Source organism: Parenemella sanctibonifatiensis (assembly GCF_002250565.1).
Taxonomy (GTDB): domain Bacteria; phylum Actinomycetota; class Actinomycetes; order Propionibacteriales; family Propionibacteriaceae; genus Parenemella; species Parenemella sanctibonifatiensis.
Genome location: NZ_NMVJ01000011.1, coordinates 21,470 through 40,625, shown reverse-complemented (window position 1 = coordinate 40,625; position 19,156 = coordinate 21,470). Strand labels below are relative to the sequence as shown.

Genomic DNA, 19,156 nt, shown 5'->3' with positions numbered 1-19,156 from the left:
CCCCGCACCCCAAGGAGGCACCATGGCCAACCCCACATCCTCGACGCCCTCTGCTGAGGACCCCGGCGTACCCCCGACGGCCCAGCCCACGGTCAACAGCGGCATCCCACAGCTGGGGCGGCGCAGCCTGCTCGGCCTGGCCGGAGGAGCCGCCATCGCCGGCGGCGCCTACGTGGCCGGGGTGGTCCCCGCGTACGCCAATCCCGGCAACCCGGGCCCCGGCAAGGGCGAGCCGGAGCAGCCGGCGCGCCAGTTCCGCGCGATCTGGATCGCCAGCGTCGAGAACATCGACTGGCCCAGCTCGCGGACCCTGACCGTCGAGGAACAGCAGGCCGAGTTCATCGCTTGGTTGGACCTGGCCGTCGAGCTCAACCTCAACGCCGTCATCTCCCAGGTCCGCCCCACCGCTGATGCGTTCTGGCGCTCGCCCTACGAGCCGTGGTCGCACTGGCTCACCGGCGAGCAGGGCAAGGACCCCGGCTACGACCCGCTCGCCTTCCAGATCGAGGAGGCGCACAAGCGCAACCTCGAATATCACGCTTGGTACAACCCCTACCGGGTCGCCACCCACACCGATCCGAGCCGACTGGTGCCCGAGCACATCGCGCGTCAACACCCCGACTGGGTGTGGGCCTACGGCGGCAAGCTCTACTTCGATCCGGGCCTGCCCGAGGTCCAAGAGTTCGTCCGTGCCACGATCATCCAGTCCGTCGAGGACTACGACGTCGACGCGGTCCACTTCGACGACTACTTCTATCCCTACGTCGTCGCCGACCCCGACAACCCCGAGGAGAACCTCGACTATCCCGACCAGGACACGTACGCCCGCTACGGCCAGGGCCAGGACGTCGGCGACTGGCGCCGCGACAACATCAACCAGCTGGTACGCGACCTGCACCGAGACATCCACGACACCAAGCCGTGGGTGAAGTTCGGCATCAGCCCGTTCGGAATCTGGCGCAACGACAGCTCCGACCCGCGCGGCTCGGCCACCTCAGGCTCGGAGTCCTACGAGATCATCAGCGCCGACAGCCGGCGCTGGGTCAAGGAGGGCTGGGTCGACTACATCAACCCGCAGATCTACTGGCAGATCGGGCTCGAGGTGGCCGACTACGCCGCCCTGGTGCCGTGGTGGGCCGATGTCGTCAAGGACACCGATGTCGCCCTCTACATCGGGCAGGCGGCATACAAGGCGGTGTCGGGCGTCTTCACCGACCCGGAGGAGCTGGCCAACCACCTCACCTTCAACGCCGGCCACCCCGAGGTCGACGGTGACGTCTACTTCTCGGCCAAGAGCGTCCGCGACAATCCGCAGGGCGCCGTCACCGAACTGGTCGAGCAGCACTACCGGCACCCGGCGATCGTGCCGGTGATCCGCCACCTCGGCGGCCGCCGCCCCAAGGGACCCAAGGACATCACGCTGACCGCGACCGGCGACGGCGTACAGGTGTCCTGGCAGCGCGACGGCGGCGCCACCTCGTACGCCGTGTGGCGCAGCGACCATCCCTCACAGGGCCGGGGCGGGCACCGCACCGACGACGGTGCCAACCTGTTGGCGACGCTGCGCGGCACCGAGGACGCCACCCAGTCGGTGACGCTGACCGGCGAGGCCGCCCCGCGACCGGGCGAGTCGGTCTTCGTGACCGCCTATGACCGGCTCTGGAACGAGTCCAAGCCCAGCCGCCCGAGCCGCCTGTGAGCAAGTCCACGGCGAGCTGAGCCCCCACCCCACCCCCATCGCCGCCCCGGCGCCAGATTTGCTGGCGCCGGGGCGGTGTCGTTCAGACGGCCCCTTACGGCCAGCCCACCATCACGATTCGGTAAAGCCCCCGCAACCCATTGCCACCGGCCCATCGACACCGCCATAGTGTCGGAAACGGAATGCTCGCGACAGATCGAGCGGTACGCCGAAGTACTGACCATTCAGAGGGGAACCACAACATGGATCGTCGATCACTGCTGGGCGGTGGGCTCGCACTGGGCGCCACAGGACTGCTTGCAGCTTGCTCCGGCGGTGCCGCCGAAGCTCCCTCCGGAGACACCGAACCCGATGCCGTCGAGGGCAAGGTCGTCCATTGGACCTACCCGATGGGCGCCACCCAGGAAGAGGCTTGGTGGACCCCGATCGTCGAGGAGTTCAACCAGCAGTACCCCAAGGTCGAGGTACAGGTCGTCCAGCAGCCGTGGAGCGGCCGCGAGCAGGCGCTCACCACCGCCATCGCCGGCAAGACCGCGCCCGACGTCGTCTACTTCAACCCCGACTTCGTGCCCCGGTACGCCGACCAGGACCTGCTGCTCGATCTCGGCAAGGCAATGGAGAGCGAGCGCGACGCGTTCGTACCGTCGTCACTGGAGGCGTACACCTACAACGACACGCTCTATGCCTTCCCGCTGCTGATGACCGTGTCCAACCCCGGCTACAACGTCGAGGTGCTGGAGAAGATCGGCCTGTCCGCACCACCGCGCACCTTCGACGAGATCCGCGCCGCCGCCGAGGCCTGCGTCAGCAACGACTTCACCTTCGCGCAGTACACCGCGGCCGACGGCAGCCTCAACCACACGTTCTACCCGTTCCTGTGGACCGCCGGCGGCACCCCGCTGAGCGACGACGAGACGATGTCCGCCTTCGCGGGCCCCGAGGGCCTCAAGGCGCTGCAGCTGCTGCGTGACGTCGCCGACCTGCAGGCGTGGGACCCCGAAAGCCTCACCCAGCCGATCGGCAAGTTCGAGCAGACCAAGTTTGCCCGCGGCACCGAGCTGATGGGCCTCACCCTCGGCATCCCGAGGCGACCAAGATCATGGGCGAGGGCGTCACCAAGGGTGCCGACCCGTTCTTCGACACCGAAGAGGTCGTCTTCGGTTCGGTCGGCGGCCTGTCGATCTTCAACACCACCGAGTCGCCCGAGGCGTCGGTGGCTTGGGTGAAGTTCCTCACCTCCGAGGGCCCGATGAAGAAGTTCCTGGAAGCCTCCAACTACCTGCCGCCGCGTACCTCGCTGCAGGGCATGTGGGACGGCAACGAGGACAACGCCTTCAAGTCCCAGTTCGTCGAGCAGGTCAACGTCGGCGTCCTGCACCCGAAGGCCCGCGAGATGATGGACCTGATGCGTCCGCATCTGCAGGGCTGCCTGCTGGGTCGGGTCGAGCCGCAGGCCGCCCTCGACGCTGCCGCTGAGCAGGTCGACGCGCTGCTCGCCCGTGGCTGAGACAACGACAGCAGCGCCGCCGAAGCGCCGCCCCTGGTGGCGCTCGCCGGCGGCGCTGTTCGCGTACGTCTTCGTCCTGCCCTACCTCATCCTCTTCACCGTCTTCCGGTTGGCTCCGGCGATCTATGGCATTGCGCTGTCGTTGGCCGACGTCAACCTGGTCGGTCGGGTGAAGTTCGTCGGACTGGAGAATTTCGAGCGGCTGTTCGCCGACCCGATCTTCTGGCAGGCGCTGCTGGTCACCGTCATCTACACGGTGATCGCGATCCCGCTGTGTGTGATCATCGCGATCTTGGCGGCCTCGCTGGTCAACCGGCCGCTGCGCGGCATCGGGGTGTATCGGGTGATCTTCTTCCTGCCCGTGGTGACCAGCGCGGTCATGTCGGGTGTCATCTGGAAGTGGGTGTTCTCCGAGAACGGCCCGATCAGCGCGATCCAGGTGGCGCTGGGGCTTGACCCGGGCAGTTGGCTCGGGTCGACCACGATGGTGCTGCCGGCGTTGGCGGTCGTGCAGGCCTGGAGCCGGTTCGGCTACGACATGTTGATCCTGCTGGCCGGCATGTTGGCGATCCCCGAGGAGTACTACGAGGCCGCGAAGATCGACCGGGCCACGGCTTGGCAGCGGTTCCGCCACATCACCCTGCCGTTGCTGCGGCCGGCGCTGTTCTTCGTACTCATCCTTGAGACGATCTCCTCCTTCCAGGCCTTCGACCACATCCTCGTGATGACCGGCGGCGGCCCGGTGCGGGCGTCGTACTCGCTGACGTACATGATCTATGACCAAGGCTTCAACTACTCCGAGTTCGGATACGGTGCCGCCGCCGGCGTCATCCTGCTGGCGCTGATCCTGGTCATCTCGCTGATCCAGAACATGATTGTGGGGCGTCGCCGATGAGTGCCGCGTTGAACCAGGTCGACCAGATTGAGAAGAAGCTCAAGACCGCCGGTGGTGGCCGCCGCAACCGCAAGGAACTGCTGTGGCACATCCCGCTGGTGATCGCCTCGATCGTGACGCTGTTCCCCTTCTACGCGATGGTGATCATCTCGCTGCGACCGGGTCAGCCGATCGAACTGCCCGGATCGCTGATCCCGACCGGGCTGAGCCTCGACTCGTACGCCGAAGCACTCGCCTCGGACCGGATCTTTCAGTGGACCGTCAACTCGACGATCTATTCGGTGACCTCGGTCTTCCTGGTGCTGCTGTTCGCCTCGATGGCCGGTTATGCCTTCGCCAAGAAGCGGTTCATCGGCCGGGACGCCATCTTCTGGGTCTTCCTGGCGATGCTGATGGTGCCTGGGCACCTGACCCTGATCCCGCTCTTCCTCATCGTCACCAACATGAACGGCCTCAACACCATGTGGGGCGTGCTGGTGCCGACGCTGGCGAATGCGCAGGCGATGTTCCTGATGCGGCAGTTCATCATGGACATCCCCGACGAACTGATTGACGCCGCCAAGATTGACGGCGCCAGCGAGCTGCGGATCTATTGGTCGATCATCCTGCCGCAGACCAAGCCGATCCTGGCGACCTTGGGCACCTTCGTCTTCCTGTGGCACTGGAATGACTTCCTGTGGCCGCTGGTGGTCATGCGTGACCCGCAGAACTACATGCTGACGGTCGGCCTGAACTCCCTGCAGGCCCAGGAATCCCTGCTGGCAACGGTGATGGCCGCCGCGACGGTGACCTTCATCCCGGCCTTCCTGGTCTTCATCTTCCTGCAGCGCTTCTTCGTGCGCGGCGTGATGATGAGTGGCCTGAAGTAGCGGCGTACGGGCCGGTTGCGCAGACCCGCCGGGCCACCCTGAAGCGTCCGTGCCTGCACGTCGCGACAGCCGAATTGCCCGCGGCGCAGCGCTGGGGCGGACGGTTCAGGGATCAGCGGGCGCTGGCCGAGCAGATGCAGTGGCGGTTGCCGGCGGCATCCTCCAGCACCCAGTACGAGGGAGCCTCGGCATCGCTGACGAGTGTCCCGCCGGCGTCGAGGACGGCTTGGACCCGGGCTTCAGCCGTCGATGGTGACACCCAGACGTCGGCGTGCCAACGCTGCGGCGGGTCGGCCGGGGGCAGTTCGGCACCACCCTCGTCGGGCCCTTGGAACCAGATCTCCGGGGCCTGACCGCTCGGATCGACCACCGTGTCATCGCTCCATTCGGCACCGAACAGCGCCGCATAGAACGGACCGACCGGGGTCGGGTCGGCTTGGTCGAGGGCCAACTCCACCCGTGTGATGGCATCGCTCGCGCTGATCCTGGCTTCGTCGGCGAGGGCGGTGATGGTGCGGGCCAGGTCAATGTCGCGGCTGGTGATGCCGCCGACATCGTGGCTGCTCAGCTCGATGCGTACCTCCGGATAGCTGAGGTGAATGTCGGGGTGGTGCCCGGCCTCCTCCGCCGCGCCTCCGACCCGGTCGACGAAGGCCAATCCGGTGGCGAAGTCCCCCGTCTGCCAGCGCGACGTCAGCGTTGCCCCCAGCTGATGCCAGCCCGCCAGCTCGGCGGCGGTGACCTCGGCCACGGACAGCTTGGTTGTGGGAGTGCTGGTGCCGGAAATGTTGGTGCTCATACTTCATGGAAACACGGAACCTCGCCGGCCGCGCGCCGCCCCCTGAACGGTCCGCGTCACACACCAGCCGCGGCCGTATCGGCCACCGGCCACGCCCAGTGCGGACATTGCAGGGCGACGTACGCACGGCGTGCCGCTAGGTTTGTCCCATGCTGCTCAGTGACACCGACATCCGGCACCAGCTGGCCGAGGGCCGGATCGGGCTGGATCCGCTCGACGAGTCGATGGTGCAACCTTCCAGCGTCGACGTACGCCTGGATCGCCTCTTCCGGGTCTTCGAGAATCACCGCTATCCCCACATCGATCCCGCCGAGGAACAGCCTGAGCTCACCCGCGAGGTCGCTCCGGGACCGGACGAGCCGTTCATCCTGCATCCGGGCGAGTTTGCGTTGGCCGCGACCTACGAGGTCGTCACGCTGCCCGATGACATCGCGGCGCGGCTGGAGGGCAAGTCATCCTTGGGTCGGCTGGGCCTGCTGACGCACTCCACCGCAGGCTTCATCGACCCCGGGTTCAGCGGCCATGTCACGCTCGAGCTTTCCAACACCGCGACCCTGCCGATCAAGCTGTGGCCGGGCATGAAGATCGGGCAGCTGTGCTTCTTCAAGCTGCTCTCGCCCGCCAGCGAGCCCTACGGTTCCTCCAAGTACGGGTCCCGCTACCAAGGGCAGCGCGGCCCGACGCCGAGCCGCTCCCACCTCAACTTCCACCGCACCGACATCCCGCGCTGAAGCGCGCCAGCGTTATCCCGCGCTGAAGCGCGCCAGCGTTGCGGTCTGACGGGTCGTCCGCCGAGCCGCGCGGTGCACCGGCGGGCCGCACGTCGCGGCCGCTGGACCCGCGCTCACGCCTTCGAGGCCGGCGCCCGTCGAATCTCCAGCTGGACGTCGCCCACGGCGATCGTCTGACCGGCCCGCACCCGGACCAACTCACCGGCGGCACAGGGCTCCAGCGCGCCGCTCGTGGTGCGGATCGCGGTGCCATTGGTGGACCCGCGGTCCATGATCCACAGGCCCCGCTGGTCCACGCCGACGGCCAGGTGGGTCTTCGAGACCTTCTTGGAATCGACCTTGATCAGCTCTGCGCCCTCGTCACCGGCCGGTGGCTTCGGGTTGCGGCCGACCAGCACCAGGCCGTTCACCGGGGTCGACTGGCCGTTGATCAGTACCGCCCAGCCTTCCTTGGGCGACCGCGCCGAACTGATCATGCTGCGCGAGGCCAGCGTGGTGCCGTCCTCGTCCTCGCCTTCGGGAGCGGGCTCAGCTTCGACTCGATCGGTCTGCGGGCTGGGCTTGGAGCCGACATAGTTCGGCTCGCCCTGGGCGGGCGCGACCTCGTCGGCGTGCGACTGCGGCCCGGCCGTCGGCGGGGCCCCGATGCCCGGCACTGCCGAGATCGGCCCGGAGGCATGCCCCATCGGAGGCTGCGCGGCCGACTGTTGCTGCTGCTGTTCGGCATGCTCCATCGCCTGCTGGCGCTGCGCCTGCGGCCCGAAGCCCTGCTGACCGGGATCCTGCTGCTGGAAGTTCTGTCCGTACGACGCCGGCTCCTCGCCCCAGCCACCGGGCCCGGCCTGCTGGCCACCCCAGGCCGGCTGGCCCGGCTGAGGCTGCTGACCCTGCTGGCCCCAGCCCTGTTGCGGCTGACCCCAACCGGGCTGCTGGTCACCGGCACCAGTGGCGTTGCCCTGTTGACCCCAGGCCTGCTGTTGGTCGCCCGAGCCGCCCTGATTCCCCCACGGCACCGAGTCCTGCGGCCCCGCCTGCGCCGGTACACCCTGGCCACCCGAACCGGGTGCGGCGTCGCCGGTGAAGGTCTGTCGATTGCGCATCCGCTGCGGCAACCCGACCGTGGAACTGCTGCTGGCACCGGCGGGTCGGTGGACACTGGCGATCCCGGTGGAGGTGTTGCGGATCAGGACGCGTTCCTTGATGACGACCGCGTCGACACAGCGATCGTGCCAGCCCTGGTGGCGTACGTGGGTGATCATGAAGATGATGAGCAGCACCCAGCCGATCACGGTCGCCGAGAGGGCGGCGTACACCAGGTAGCGCAGGAACGCCCGGCCCCAGCCGATCGCCCGGCCGTCCTTGAGGCCGACGATCTGCAGCCGCATCAGTCGCATGCCCGGGCTGGCGCTGCGGACTGCGATCGACCACCACACCAGGACGGCCCAGGCCAGCAGCAGGATCGCCAGACCGATGCTGGCAACCATCACCACATTGCTGTCGTCGACGGCGGACATGATGCCCCAGTACGCCGCGCTCAGGATCGCGGCCGGCAGGCCGTCGACGATCGCCGCGAGCAGCCGGCTACCCAGCGGGCCGAGCTCGACGCCCGCGGGCAACACCGCTGCGCCAGCTGGCCCGTCCTTCGCACCAGTGCCGCTCATTCGCTCCTCCTCGCATGACGTCGCGCCGCCCGACTCACCGGCCGGGTGGACACGCGCCCATCCTCACACACGGTCTTGTTCACTGACCACACTCCATCAACGGCGCCGCAGCGACTTCGGCGACAGGGCGCCACGGAGCCGGCGCCAGCCGCCCACCGACCGCCCCATCTGCTTGCTGACCACCCCGATACCGGCCCAGAAGTCCTCGACCTGTCGGGCCGACGGCTCACCGGGTCCGAACACGGCCGCGTCGGCTCGTTTCGCCAACGTGACTGGATCGGCGCCCTCGCGGGTGCGCGGATAGTTCGCCACCAACTCGGCCGCCTGTTCCGACCGCGTCTTGCTCGCCGTCAGCGGAGCGTTGAAGTCGGTGGCCTTGTCAACCAGTTCGGCCCAGCCGCCAGCCACCCGAGCCTTCGGCGCACCTGATTCACGTCGCCCGGTACGCCGCTTGGCCTTCATGCCGAGCACCAACGCGATCGGGGCCACGATGAAGATCAGCGGTACGCCGACCGCTGCGGTGACGATGCCGATCAGCCGATAGTCGGTGAGGGTCTGGTCCTCGTCGTCCGGGCGTGGGGCATCCGGCTGGGTGTTGTCCGGCGGCAGGTCGTCGGGCTGCTCTGGGGGCGGCGGCGGGTTCTCCACCTGCGGCTGCGGCTTGGTCTGCCGCGAGATGGTCGACTCGTCGGGCAGCCGGTCCTTGGGCGGGGAGGGGAAGAACGACACCCAGCCCAGGCCCTCGAGATTGACCTCGGTCCACGCGGTGACGTCCTGACCCTGGATGGTCACCTCGCCACCGTCGCCGGTGTCGTAGCCGTAGACGACCCGCGCCGGCAGCCCCATTGCGCGGGCCATCAGCGCCATCGTGACGGCGTACTGCTCCTCGTCACCGACCATCTGCTGTTCGGTGAACATGCTCTGGACCCGGTCGTAGGTGTGGCCCGGCAGCGAGGCGGGCTGGTCGCGTACGCCATTGGAATAGAACCCCTGCTGCAGCTGCTGCTCCAACTGCAGGGCGATGTCACCACCGCTGACCGCGTCCGCAGTCCACCGACCGGCGGTCTCGACCACGATCTCGGGCACCGGGCCGAGCTCGGGCAGCGCCACCGATCCGCCCTGGGCGGCCTCCAGGACCTCGACCTCGGGGCGGGTCGGCACCACGACCTCAGTCAAGTAGCGGTCGCCGCGCTGCAGCCCGAGCGGGTTGACGCCGGTGCCGGTGCGGGGGTTGTAGAAGAACTCGTCGCTCAGTTGGTAGCCCCGCTGGCTGTCGAAATCGATCGACAGGGTCTGGCCCACGGTCGGCACCCAGACGCCGTTGTAGTCGAGGATCTCCACGCTCACCCGGGCCGACAGCCCCTGCGAGCCGTCGGGGATCCGGGACCCGACGCGTCGGAACTCGCCGGTGCCGTCGGCGTTGTCCTCGGGTCGTCCGACGTTGTACGTGATGCCGTCGTAGGTGTCCAGGGTCGCGATCCGGACCTTGGCCCCCTCCGGTACGCCGGTGAGCCGCATCAGCGCGGTCTCGGACTGGTCGGAGTGGTTGTAGCGGAACCGCTGCAGCGGGCTCGGGTAGCGCTCCAGGTTGATCGGCGACTCGACCGCGTCGCGCAGCGTCTGCCGCGGCCCGCTGGGCGCGACCGGACCGGCCAGTGCCACCGAACCGCCGGCGGCGATGGCCAGCACCAACGCGCCCGAGGCCAGTGCGGGCCAACGGCTGCCGCCGCGGCCCTGGGTGCCACTCAGCCGGGCCTGCCCACGACGCAGCGTGACCCAGATCAGGACGACCGCGACCAGACCGATACCGGCCACGATCGGCAGCATCGATTCGTGGGTGCCGAGGCCCCAGGCCAACAGCGCAGCCGCAGCCATCGGCAGCCAGGCCCAGGTGGAGCGTCCCGACCGCAACGAGATCGTCATCGCCCCCAGCGCCGCGACCAGCAAGGTCAACAGCGGCACGACCAGCAGCGCGTCGGTCTCGCCGATCGGCGGCTCGATGGTGAGCATGCCCTTCCACGCCGTCACGGGTCCGGTCAGCAGCCCGAGCAGGGTGCGGCCGTTGGGCAGAAAGCCGATCAGCGCCTGGTCGGGCATCGCCAGCAGGCTGCCGAAGAGCAGGTACGCCGCCACCGCAGCCCCGGCCGTCGGCAGGGTGCTCCAGCGTCGCCAGGCCGACAACAACGCGACGCCGAGGCCCAGCACGGTGCCGCCCAGACTCGCCATCCAGACCCAGCCGGGCCCGTACGCATGGCTGAACCCGAAGGTCACCACCACCGCCAGCAGCAGGATGGCGGCCACGTCCAGACCGACCCACCACAGCCTCCCTGGCTGGTCCTGGACATAGACCGATCCGGCCCTGCTCAGCGTCACCGAACTCATCGCAGCGCCCTCCGGATGGTGGCGGGCAGATCCTCAAGGGTGCCGACCGTGACCTGGCTCAGCCGGCCCACGGTGCGCACCTGCACCTCGGCGCCGAGGTTGACCTGGACCGCCAGCACCCGGGCGTCCAGGTCGAAGCCGGCGCAGTGACGGCGCAGTTCGGTCGCCTCGGGACGAGAGCCGGTCACCATGGTGATGAGGCTGGCGCGGTGCTCGAAGTTGGTGATCGCGTGAGTGGTGTCGAAGAGGGTGCCGCGGCCCATTTCGATGCCGGCCAAGTCGTTCATGATGCTCTGGGCGCTCGCGGCGCCGTGCTGGCCGCCGGTGCTCCACAGGGTCGCGGTATGCCCCTCCCGCAACGCCTCCAGCGCCATCGATCCGGCCACCGACACCGCCAGCTCGAACTCTTCCTCGCTGGTGTAGGACTCCCGGGCACAGTCCAAGCCGATCGCGACGTGGGAGCGTCGGGTCTCCTCGAACTGACGGACCATCAGCTGGCCGGTACGTGCGGTGGAACGCCAGTGGATGTGGCGCCGTTCGTCGCCGGGGACGTACTCCCGCAGCGCGTGGAAGGACATGTCGGCGGCGGCCAAGTCGCTGCTCGGCTGGCCTTCGAGGTCCTTGATGTAGCCGCGCTGGGAACCGGGCAGCCGGACCGTACGCGGATGGATGTAGAGGATCAGCGACTCGGTCCAGGACCGCTGCTTGGCGAGCAGCCCGAAGGGGTCACCCTTGACGGAGCGGACCGGGCCGATCTCGACGATCCCACGGCGCCGGGTGGGCACCTCGAAGGGTTCGGAGTGGACTTCCATGGACGCCAGACCGGGCAGCGAGAAGGTCGCGATCTCGTTGCCGATCGGCAGTTCCAGGCGCCCGCCGCGGTTGCGGTTCTGGCCGGTGTTGGCAACCTGGACCAGGCCCGGAGCCCGCTCCCCCACGACGACCTTGCGGTTCATCATGGTGAGCCGTACGCCGTACTGGTTGCTGCCGATGATGAAGGCGAAACTGCACAGCCACACCAGGCCCAACGCGACCGCGACGATCCGCAGTTCCCACCAGCCCACGATGCCGCCGACGATCGCGCACAGTATCGCCGCGCCACCGACCACCACCCACATCGGCCGCAGCCCCAGGCTCTGGGAGAACCAGTCCCAGCCCTGCGCCAACGTGTGCCGGAGCCGGCTGACCGACACCTCCGGGCGTTCCGGCAACGGCTCCGGATCGGCCCACACCAGCTGTTCCTCGCCCGCGGGCACGTCGACGCCCCAGCCGGGTCCCGAGAGGTTGGGCCGGCCGGTGGGTTCGGTGGTGGGATTGCTGGTCACGGTCAGGAGGCGCGCTGCTCGCTGGGCGGATTGACCGAGGACAGCACCTGCTGCATCACATCGGTGCTGGTGACACCGTTGAACTCGGACTCCGGGTCCAGGATCATCCGGTGCCCCAGGCAGGCGGTGGCGAGTTCCTTGACGTCGTCGGGCAGCACATAGTGGCGCCCCATCGACGCGGCCCACACCCGCGAGGCACGGACCAACGCGAGCGCACCGCGGATCGAGACCCCGAGGCGTACGTCCTCAAGCTCGCGGGTGCGCTCAACGAGCCGGGCGATGTAGTCCAGCACCGAACCCTCGATGTGGACGGTGCTGGCCAATTGCGCCATCTCACCGACCGCCTTGGTGGTCACCACGGGCGCCAGTGCCTGCGAATCGGGGCGGCTGCCACCGGAGGCGAGGATCCGCAGGGTGTTCTCACGGTCGGTGTAGCCGAGCGAGGTCTTCATCAGGAAGCGGTCCAACTGCGCTTCGGGGAGCCGGTAGGTGCCGGCCTGCTCGACCGGGTTCTGGGTGGCGATGACCATGAAGGGCGGACCGACCCGGTAACCGCGACCATCGACGGTGACCCTGGACTCCTCCATCACCTCCAGCAGCGCGGACTGGGTCTTCGGGGAGGCCCGGTTGATCTCGTCGGCGAGCACGATCGAGGCGAAGATCGGGCCCTTGTGGAAGTCGAACTCGCCGGTCTTCTGGTCATAGATGGTGACACCAGTGACGTCGGAGGGCAGCAGATCCGGAGTGAACTGGATCCGGCTGGAATCACCCTGCACCGTCTGGGCCAGCGAGCGGGCCAGCGTCGTCTTGCCGGTGCCCGGGTAGTCCTCGAGCAGCAGGTGACCCTCGGCGAGCATGCAGGTGATCGCCAGTCGGATCGGGTCGGTCTTGCCGAGGATCGCCTTCTCGACATTGCGCACCATGGCACCGAAGGTCTCGGAGAACCAGCGGGCCTGGTCGGGTGTCATCGCCATCTCAGACAGTACTTTCTCGCGCAGCGGATGTGGGGGTCGGTGGAGTGCTCGAGGCCCGTGGGGCCGGTGTGGTTCGGGTCATGGCTGGGTGTACTCCTCCGGGTCGGGCCGCAGCGTGGCCGGTCCCTTCGAGTCAGGGGCACAGGCGATTTGCTTCTTGTCGCCGGGCTCCATCGTCTGGTTGAGGACGCCGTTGCCGGCGCCATCGGTCAGGCCTATCTGGTGCCGGTCGTTGCCACCGCCGGCGACCCAGCAGTACATCGCGGTCCGGGGCACATTCTTCAGCGTCACCTTCACGCCGTTGGTGCCGTCCTTGGCGACCGTCATCTCGGGTTCACCGAAGGCCCGCAGCTCAGTCGCAGCCCGCTGGTTGGACTCGAGCTCACCGTGGTTGGGGTCCAGGGTGACCGCCTCGTACCGCATCAGCGCACCGGGCTGTACGCCGGCACTCTGGATGTCCACGGTCCCATTGCCGTCGAAGATCCGGCCTTCCGCGGGCAGCCCCGGGCCGGTCACCTTGGCTCGACCGCCGTTGGTGGTGACCTTCAGGACGACACCGTCGTGGTTGCCGTTGAGGAGGCGTTCGGCACTGATCGACGGCTTGCCGAAGGGCTTCCAGAAGTTCGACTCATCCGAGACCGGGGCGCACTTGTTCGCCGAACAGGCCTGCACCCGGGCGGTGTAGCGCCGGCCGTTCTGGACGTTGGTGAAGACGGCGCGGGTCTGGCCACCGGAGACGGTCTGGGTGAGGCCGTCGCCCAGCGACACCCGATACTCGGTGACCTCCTTGCCTCGGGTCGCCGGCTCCTTCCACTCGACGACCACCCGCTGGTCGCCGCCGCTGGCACGCGGCGCCTCGACCTGCTCGGGCTCACCGAAGGGCACCACACGCTGGGAGGCCGCCGCCCGCGGCGAGCCCTGCGGAGATTTGTTCCGGGCAACCACCTCGATGGTGTACTGGGTGCCGTTGGTGAGCCGATCGATCTCCGCCTCGGTGCCGGTCGGTTCGGCCACCAGCTGGCCGTTGGCGTACACCTCGTAGTTGCGGATCTGGTCGCCGTTGACGAATTTTGGCGCGGTCCAGGAGACCTTGATGCGTTCACCCAACGGCGAACCACTGTCGCTGGCCTGGATGCCCGTCGGGGCGCCCGGCGGCCCGGCCGGCACCTCTGGGGCGGACGGATCGGAGAAGTCCGAGGGGTCGGGGGCATTGTTGTACGCCTGCACGGTCACCGTGTAGGAACTGCCGTTCTCCAACCCCGTCCAGACGTAACTGCGCGCGTTCGGGTCGTTGACGTCACGCACCTCGGTGCCGTCGGGGCCCTGGATCTGCAAGCGGTACTGGCGGATCGCCGATCCTCGGTTGCCGGGCTCCTTCCAGTTCACCGTCAACTGTTGGTCGCCGAATTCGAGCACCGGTGCCTCGGGTTTGTCCGGGCGTACGTCGGGACGCATCTCGGCCGACCGTTCCGATTCGGGACCCTCGCCGACCCCGTTCACCGCGGCCACCGTGAAGGTGTAGGGAACGTCGTTGGTGAGCTCGGTGATGGTGCAGGTGGTGGTGGCGCAGGACTGCTCGATGTTTCGGCCGCCGCCGCTGCCGCGCAGGATGTAGTTGGAGATCGGCATGCCGTTGTCGGAGGGTGCCGTGAAGGTGACATCCAACCGGCCGTCGCCGATCTGCTCCAGCCGCACCACTCCTGGCTTGCCCGGTCGGCCCTTGACGGTGAGCCGGATCCGGGCCTCAGCGCGCCGGTCCGGGGACTTGGTGGCGTCCTGGATCGTGTAGCGGACCACCATGGTGCCGACGAAGTCGTCGTTGGGGGTGACCTCGACAATCTGGCCGTCGACCACCCGCGCGGTGCCCGAACCCGACGGGGATTCGACCACGGCGCCAATGACCTCCAACGGGATGTCGAAGGGATTGACGTCGTTGCCGAGGACGCCGACCGGCAGGGTCTGGCCCTGGATCGCGTCACTGACGTCGTCCAGAGCCCGCGGCAACGGCTTCGAGGACGGCAGCACCACGATCTGGATCACGGTGTCGGCCTCGCCACCGCGGCCATCGCTGACCTTGCCGCGGAAGGTGGTGCTGGTGCCGGGAACTGCCGTGATCTCTGCCTGGGCGCTGATCTTGGAGCCCTCGACCCGGACCGCGAGCCCCTCCGGCACGTCGCCGGTCGCGGCGGTGAAGGTGAGTCCGTCACCGTCGGGGTCGGTGACGGTGTCGGTCAGGTCGATCGTCTCGGCTGCCTCACCAGCACCCACGTTGAGAGTCACCGAGGGCGCGATCGGGGCCTGGTTGATCCGCTGGTCACTGCCACCGCCGCCCAACTCCTCGGGTTTGGGTTCCACGGTGACCGGCAGCGACAGCACCGTACGCCGGCCCTCGACGTCGGAAATGTTGCGGCCGTCGGTGACCTCAACGGTGATCGAGGCGGGCCCGGCGTAGGTGTCGGGTGCCCGGAATCGGACCACGGTCGGGTTGAGCGGGGCGATGCTGCCGTTGCTGGCCCACATCCGATCCTCGGTGGTGAGGATCACCGGGCGGGCCTCGGTGCCGACGATGTGCTGGCGGATGTCGACGTCGAGGTTGTCGCCGGCCACCACCCGCAACTCGGGCGCATCGGGCCGGATCGCGGGGACCGCGTCGGCGCGACCGGGCACCGTGATCATGCCGTAGGAGATCTCGCCGGACTCGTCGGTGACCTGGTAGCGCACCATCCGCATCTGCGCGCCAATGACGACCTGGACGTGTTGACCGTCCGCCACGGCCTGCTCCTCCGGCGGTACGCCGGGCTGCTCGGGCACCGACACCCGGGCCTTGCCGATGTCACCGTCGGGATCGAAGTCGTTGGCCAACACCGGCACGTTGACCTTGCCCAGACCGACCACGTCGGCGGGCGCGACCATGTCGTCTCGGGTCACCACCGGCAGTTCGGGGGCGTCAGGGTCGGACACCATGATGACCTGCCCGGAGGTGCGGGCGCCGCGGTTGTCGGTGATGCCGTACACGCCGAGGGCGGTGCCGGGCTCCTCGGGCATCTGGAATTCCAGCATGTCCTGGTTGACGGTGGCCTCGACCGGGAAGTCGGGCTCGCCGTGGAAGCCGAACTGGTCACCGTCGGGATCGAAGTCATTGGCCAGCACCGGCACCCGGACCAGGCGGCCCGGCTTGGCACGGATCTCGTCATCGACCGCCGTGGGTGGGGAGTTCATCTCGCCCTGGGGCACCACGCCGATCCGGATGGTGCCCACACCGGTGGCGCCGAAACCGTCGGTGACGGCGTACGTGAAGGTGTCGGTGCCGCGGGAGCCGGGGTACGCCTCGTACTCCAGCCACTCCTCCCCGACCGAGACGATCCGGCCCAGTCGCGGGCCCGAATCGATGCCAAGCAGGCGTACCGAGTCGCCGTTGGGATCCAGCCCCTGCAACGGGATCAGCACCTTGGTGGTGGTGCCGGCCAGCACCCGACCGGTCACCTCCTCGGGCTGCGGGGCAAGGTTCTCGGCGTCGCTGGACACCACGCTGAGCAGCACCTGGGCCGAGGCGACCTGCCCCTGGCTGTCGCGGACCTGGTAGAGCGCGGTGTACTGGCCCGCTTGGGAGGGCGCGATGAAGCGAACGTTGTCGCCATCGACCCAAGCGTTGCCCGGGTTCTCGACCAGTTCGTTGTCGAGCGTGAGATCCAGACCTGCCGGTGAGTAGTCGTTCTTGAGCACATCGACGGTGACCGCGTCACCGGCGCGGACCGTCACCTCGTCACGGACCGCGATCGGCCGGGTCTCGGCGCCGGTCGGTGAGGGAATGATGACGATGGTGCCCTCGACCACGTGGGCACCGTCGCTGACGGTGTAGGACAGCGACACCGGGTCCCGTGGCGTGTTGATTGCCGAGATCCGCAGCAACCGCCGCTGGATCATCTCCACCTGCAGGTTGGGATTGGCCTCGACGCTCTGCAACACCAGCACGTCGTTGTCGGGGTCCTCGTCGTTCATCAGCGGATCCACCAACACCGAACCACCGGCCGGCAGCAGACCGACGTCACGGGCGGCGACCGGGGGCCGATTGTCCTCGGCCGGGTCGCGGACGTCGACTCGGATCAGACCGAACGCGGTCGGGCCGTTGGAGACCCGATAGCCCAAGTAGTAGGTGCCGGCGGCCTGGCCGGTAAAACGCACCGTGCCCGTGGTGAAGTTCGGTTCGACCAGGGTGTTGGGGACCTCGCGGTCCACCCAGGACAAGAAGAGGTTGTTGCCCAGGTCGTTGGCCAACGGTTCGATCTCGACGGCCTGTCCGGTGGTGGTCTCGACGTAGTCGCCGTGGGCGGTGGGCGGGATGACGCCGTCGTCGCGGGCATCGATGACGACCACGCCCTGGGTCTCGGTACGCCCGTCGGAGACGACGACCTCGACCTCCTTGCGGCCCGGGTTGAGACCGACGTCGGTGAACGTGAGGACGCCGTCCGGAGTGAAGCTGACCTCGTCGTTGAACGGCGCCCGCGCACTCACCAGCACCAGGTCGTCACCGTCCGGATCGCGCCAGTCGAGCAGGACGCGGGTGCTCTCGGTGCCGCCCAACGGGAGCACCACGGGCGTACGTTTGCGCTGCACCGGAGCCTGGTTGGACGCGGCTTGGTCGGCGGGGAGGATCTGCAGTGTGACCTGGGCGGAGTCTTCCCCACCGCGACCGTCGCTGATCCGATAGCTGAAGTTGAGGGTGCCGCCGGCATTCTCGGGGACCGTGATCTGCAGCGCGGTGCCGCCGCGCAGGGTCGCGAGCTGGGCACCGCCACCCAGGGTCTCGGGCTCCAGCACGGTGATGATGTCGCCGTCAGGATCGGAGTCGTTGTCGAGCACCGGGATGGTGGTGGTGCGGCCCGCGCGCACCGCCAAGGTGTCGTCCTCGGCGACCGGCGCCCGGTTGGGTTGGGTCCGGTCCGGCTCCACGTCCTCGGTGACGTTGGGGTCCTCTTCGGTGCCTTCGCCGGGCTTGGACGGGGCGACGGTCTGCCAGTTGTTGACCAGTCGCATGCCCTTGTCGACCAACCAGATGTTGCCGTCACTGGAGTCATTGAGGGCCACCACGTCACGGTTGACCTGGAAGTCGAGCTCGCCGCCGGCGTACTCGGGGATCTGGCCGTTGCGGGGCGCGCCGGCACAGCTGAAGCCATAGCTGTTGCCGAAGGCGCCGTACGCGCACTCGCCCTGCACCACCGGCGGCACCGGTGCGCCGCCGCCGGGGGCCAGCTCCACCAGTTCGTCATCAGCAACGCCGAAAAGTCCCGCCGGGGTGGCGAGAACGGCGTTGGCCCGACCGCCGCTCGGCAGCTGCACCGACGCGGCCGACGGCTTCTGCAGCTGGGCCTGGTCGCCGCCCGGGACATCCACGAAGTCGCTGGTGCCCTCCGCCCACACCCGCTGGGCGCGGCGGTCCAGCACCACGGCGCGATCCCCGACGATGCTGAGCTGGACATCGTGGGGCTCCGACAGCGGCAGCGGCAACTCGGTGACGGCCAGCTCGCGTTCCTCACCCTCACCGACGACCCGGATCAATCGGTTGCGTTCCACTGACAGCCCCACCACATCACCGGTCGGCGACACGGTGCCGAGCCCGCCGATGTCGAGGTCGAGGTCGGCCTGGGTCTTGGACAGATCGGTGCCGAGCAACTGGTCGACCGGCCGGGCCCAGAGTCGGCCATTGGTGGGGCTGGTCACCACCACGGTGCCGTTGCCGAGCTGCGCTTCGCTGTTGGCAGGCAGGAGGGTCGGGCTGCCGAGGTTGTTCCGACCAGGGTCGATCCGCTGGAGAATGTTGGACTGCCGCGACCGCAGCAGGATCGTGGAGCCCTCCTGGATCACCTCGACATCGTTGTCGGGCATCGGAATCGAGGCTGCCAGCGAGTCGATCTCGTAGTTGAGCGGGCCCGCCAGTCCGGCCTCGTTGTTGACGGCGAAGATCTGGCCGTCATCCAGGTCCAGGTCGGTGATGGGATAGCCGGGCAGCACCACCGCGGTCACCACCAGGCCCGCGCAGACCAGCACAGTGACCAGGGCACCCCAGCGGCGTTTGGCAGAGTCGAGCAGGTTGGTGCGGAACTGCTCACGACGGGTCCGCTGGGCCGAGGAACGGCCCGCGCGACGCTCCTGTGAACGCCCCTTCACGCGCGTACTCGACGCCACTCCTCTCCCCCTTTTCCCAGCTCCTCCGTGGTGCAGCCTCAGCTTCGCACGACAGTCTGACAGGAACGGCCAACGAACCAACCTTGCCTGCTGAGAACGACCGTCAGGTGAACGGTGGATGATCCGTCAGC

General features: G+C 68.4%; 12 protein-coding genes. 6 read left to right on the top strand and 6 right to left on the bottom strand.

The window, feature by feature from the left end:
• Window positions 1-22 precede the first annotated feature (22 nt).
• From CGZ91_RS13165 to CGZ91_RS13145, 5 genes are all read left to right on the top strand, one after another.
• Complete coding sequence (locus CGZ91_RS13165) at window positions 23-1,699, top strand: glycoside hydrolase family 10 protein (protein WP_094455859.1); 1,677 nt, start codon at window positions 23-25, stop codon at window positions 1,697-1,699.
• 242 nt (window positions 1,700-1,941) lie between these two features.
• Window positions 1,942-2,925: an ABC transporter substrate-binding protein gene (locus CGZ91_RS13160; protein WP_179229371.1), complete on the top strand. Its 984-nt coding sequence runs from the start codon at window positions 1,942-1,944 to the stop codon at window positions 2,923-2,925.
• Entirely contained in the window at window positions 2,913-3,206 is a 294-nt protein-coding gene (locus CGZ91_RS14395) for a type 2 periplasmic-binding domain-containing protein (protein WP_179229370.1), read from the top strand. Before CGZ91_RS13160 ends, CGZ91_RS14395 begins: the two co-directional genes overlap by 13 nt.
• Window positions 3,199-4,101: a carbohydrate ABC transporter permease gene (locus CGZ91_RS13150; protein ID WP_094455854.1), complete on the top strand. Its 903-nt coding sequence runs from the start codon at window positions 3,199-3,201 to the stop codon at window positions 4,099-4,101. The genes CGZ91_RS14395 and CGZ91_RS13150 overlap by 8 nt, the downstream gene beginning before the upstream one ends.
• The gene (locus tag CGZ91_RS13145) at window positions 4,098-4,970 is read left to right on the top strand and encodes a carbohydrate ABC transporter permease (RefSeq protein ID WP_094455852.1); all 873 of its coding nucleotides are present in this window, start codon (window positions 4,098-4,100) and stop codon (window positions 4,968-4,970) included. Before CGZ91_RS13150 ends, CGZ91_RS13145 begins: the two co-directional genes overlap by 4 nt.
• Window positions 4,971-5,082: 112 nt before the next feature.
• On the opposite strand, the gene CGZ91_RS13140 is transcribed toward CGZ91_RS13145, so the two are convergent.
• Complete coding sequence (locus CGZ91_RS13140) at window positions 5,083-5,769, bottom strand: 4a-hydroxytetrahydrobiopterin dehydratase (protein WP_094455850.1); 687 nt, start codon at window positions 5,767-5,769, stop codon at window positions 5,083-5,085.
• A 149-nt stretch (window positions 5,770-5,918) separates the two neighbouring features.
• Here CGZ91_RS13140 and dcd point away from each other — a divergent pair, with 149 nt between their 5' ends.
• Window positions 5,919-6,500: a dCTP deaminase gene (dcd, locus tag CGZ91_RS13135; RefSeq protein WP_094450052.1), complete on the top strand. Its 582-nt coding sequence runs from the start codon at window positions 5,919-5,921 to the stop codon at window positions 6,498-6,500.
• A 113-nt stretch (window positions 6,501-6,613) separates the two neighbouring features.
• On the opposite strand, the gene CGZ91_RS13130 is transcribed toward dcd, so the two are convergent.
• From CGZ91_RS13130 to CGZ91_RS13110, 5 genes are all read right to left on the bottom strand, one after another.
• Entirely contained in the window at window positions 6,614-8,161 is a 1,548-nt protein-coding gene (locus tag CGZ91_RS13130; protein WP_094455848.1) for an RDD family protein, read from the bottom strand.
• A 96-nt stretch (window positions 8,162-8,257) separates the two neighbouring features.
• Window positions 8,258-10,543, bottom strand: coding sequence for a transglutaminase family protein (locus CGZ91_RS13125; protein WP_094455847.1), 2,286 nt, complete (start codon window positions 10,541-10,543; stop codon window positions 8,258-8,260).
• Window positions 10,540-11,868, bottom strand: a complete 1,329-nt coding sequence (locus CGZ91_RS13120) for a DUF58 domain-containing protein (RefSeq protein WP_094455845.1) — start codon at window positions 11,866-11,868, stop codon at window positions 10,540-10,542. The genes CGZ91_RS13125 and CGZ91_RS13120 overlap by 4 nt, the downstream gene beginning before the upstream one ends.
• A 2-nt stretch (window positions 11,869-11,870) precedes the next feature.
• A complete protein-coding gene (locus tag CGZ91_RS13115) occupies window positions 11,871-12,836 on the bottom strand; it encodes an AAA family ATPase (RefSeq protein WP_229116630.1) in 966 nt (321 codons plus the stop codon).
• Between the two features lie 84 nt (window positions 12,837-12,920).
• Entirely contained in the window at window positions 12,921-19,007 is a 6,087-nt protein-coding gene (locus CGZ91_RS13110) for an Ig-like domain-containing protein (protein ID WP_094455842.1), read from the bottom strand.
• Window positions 19,008-19,156: the final 149 nt, after the last annotated feature.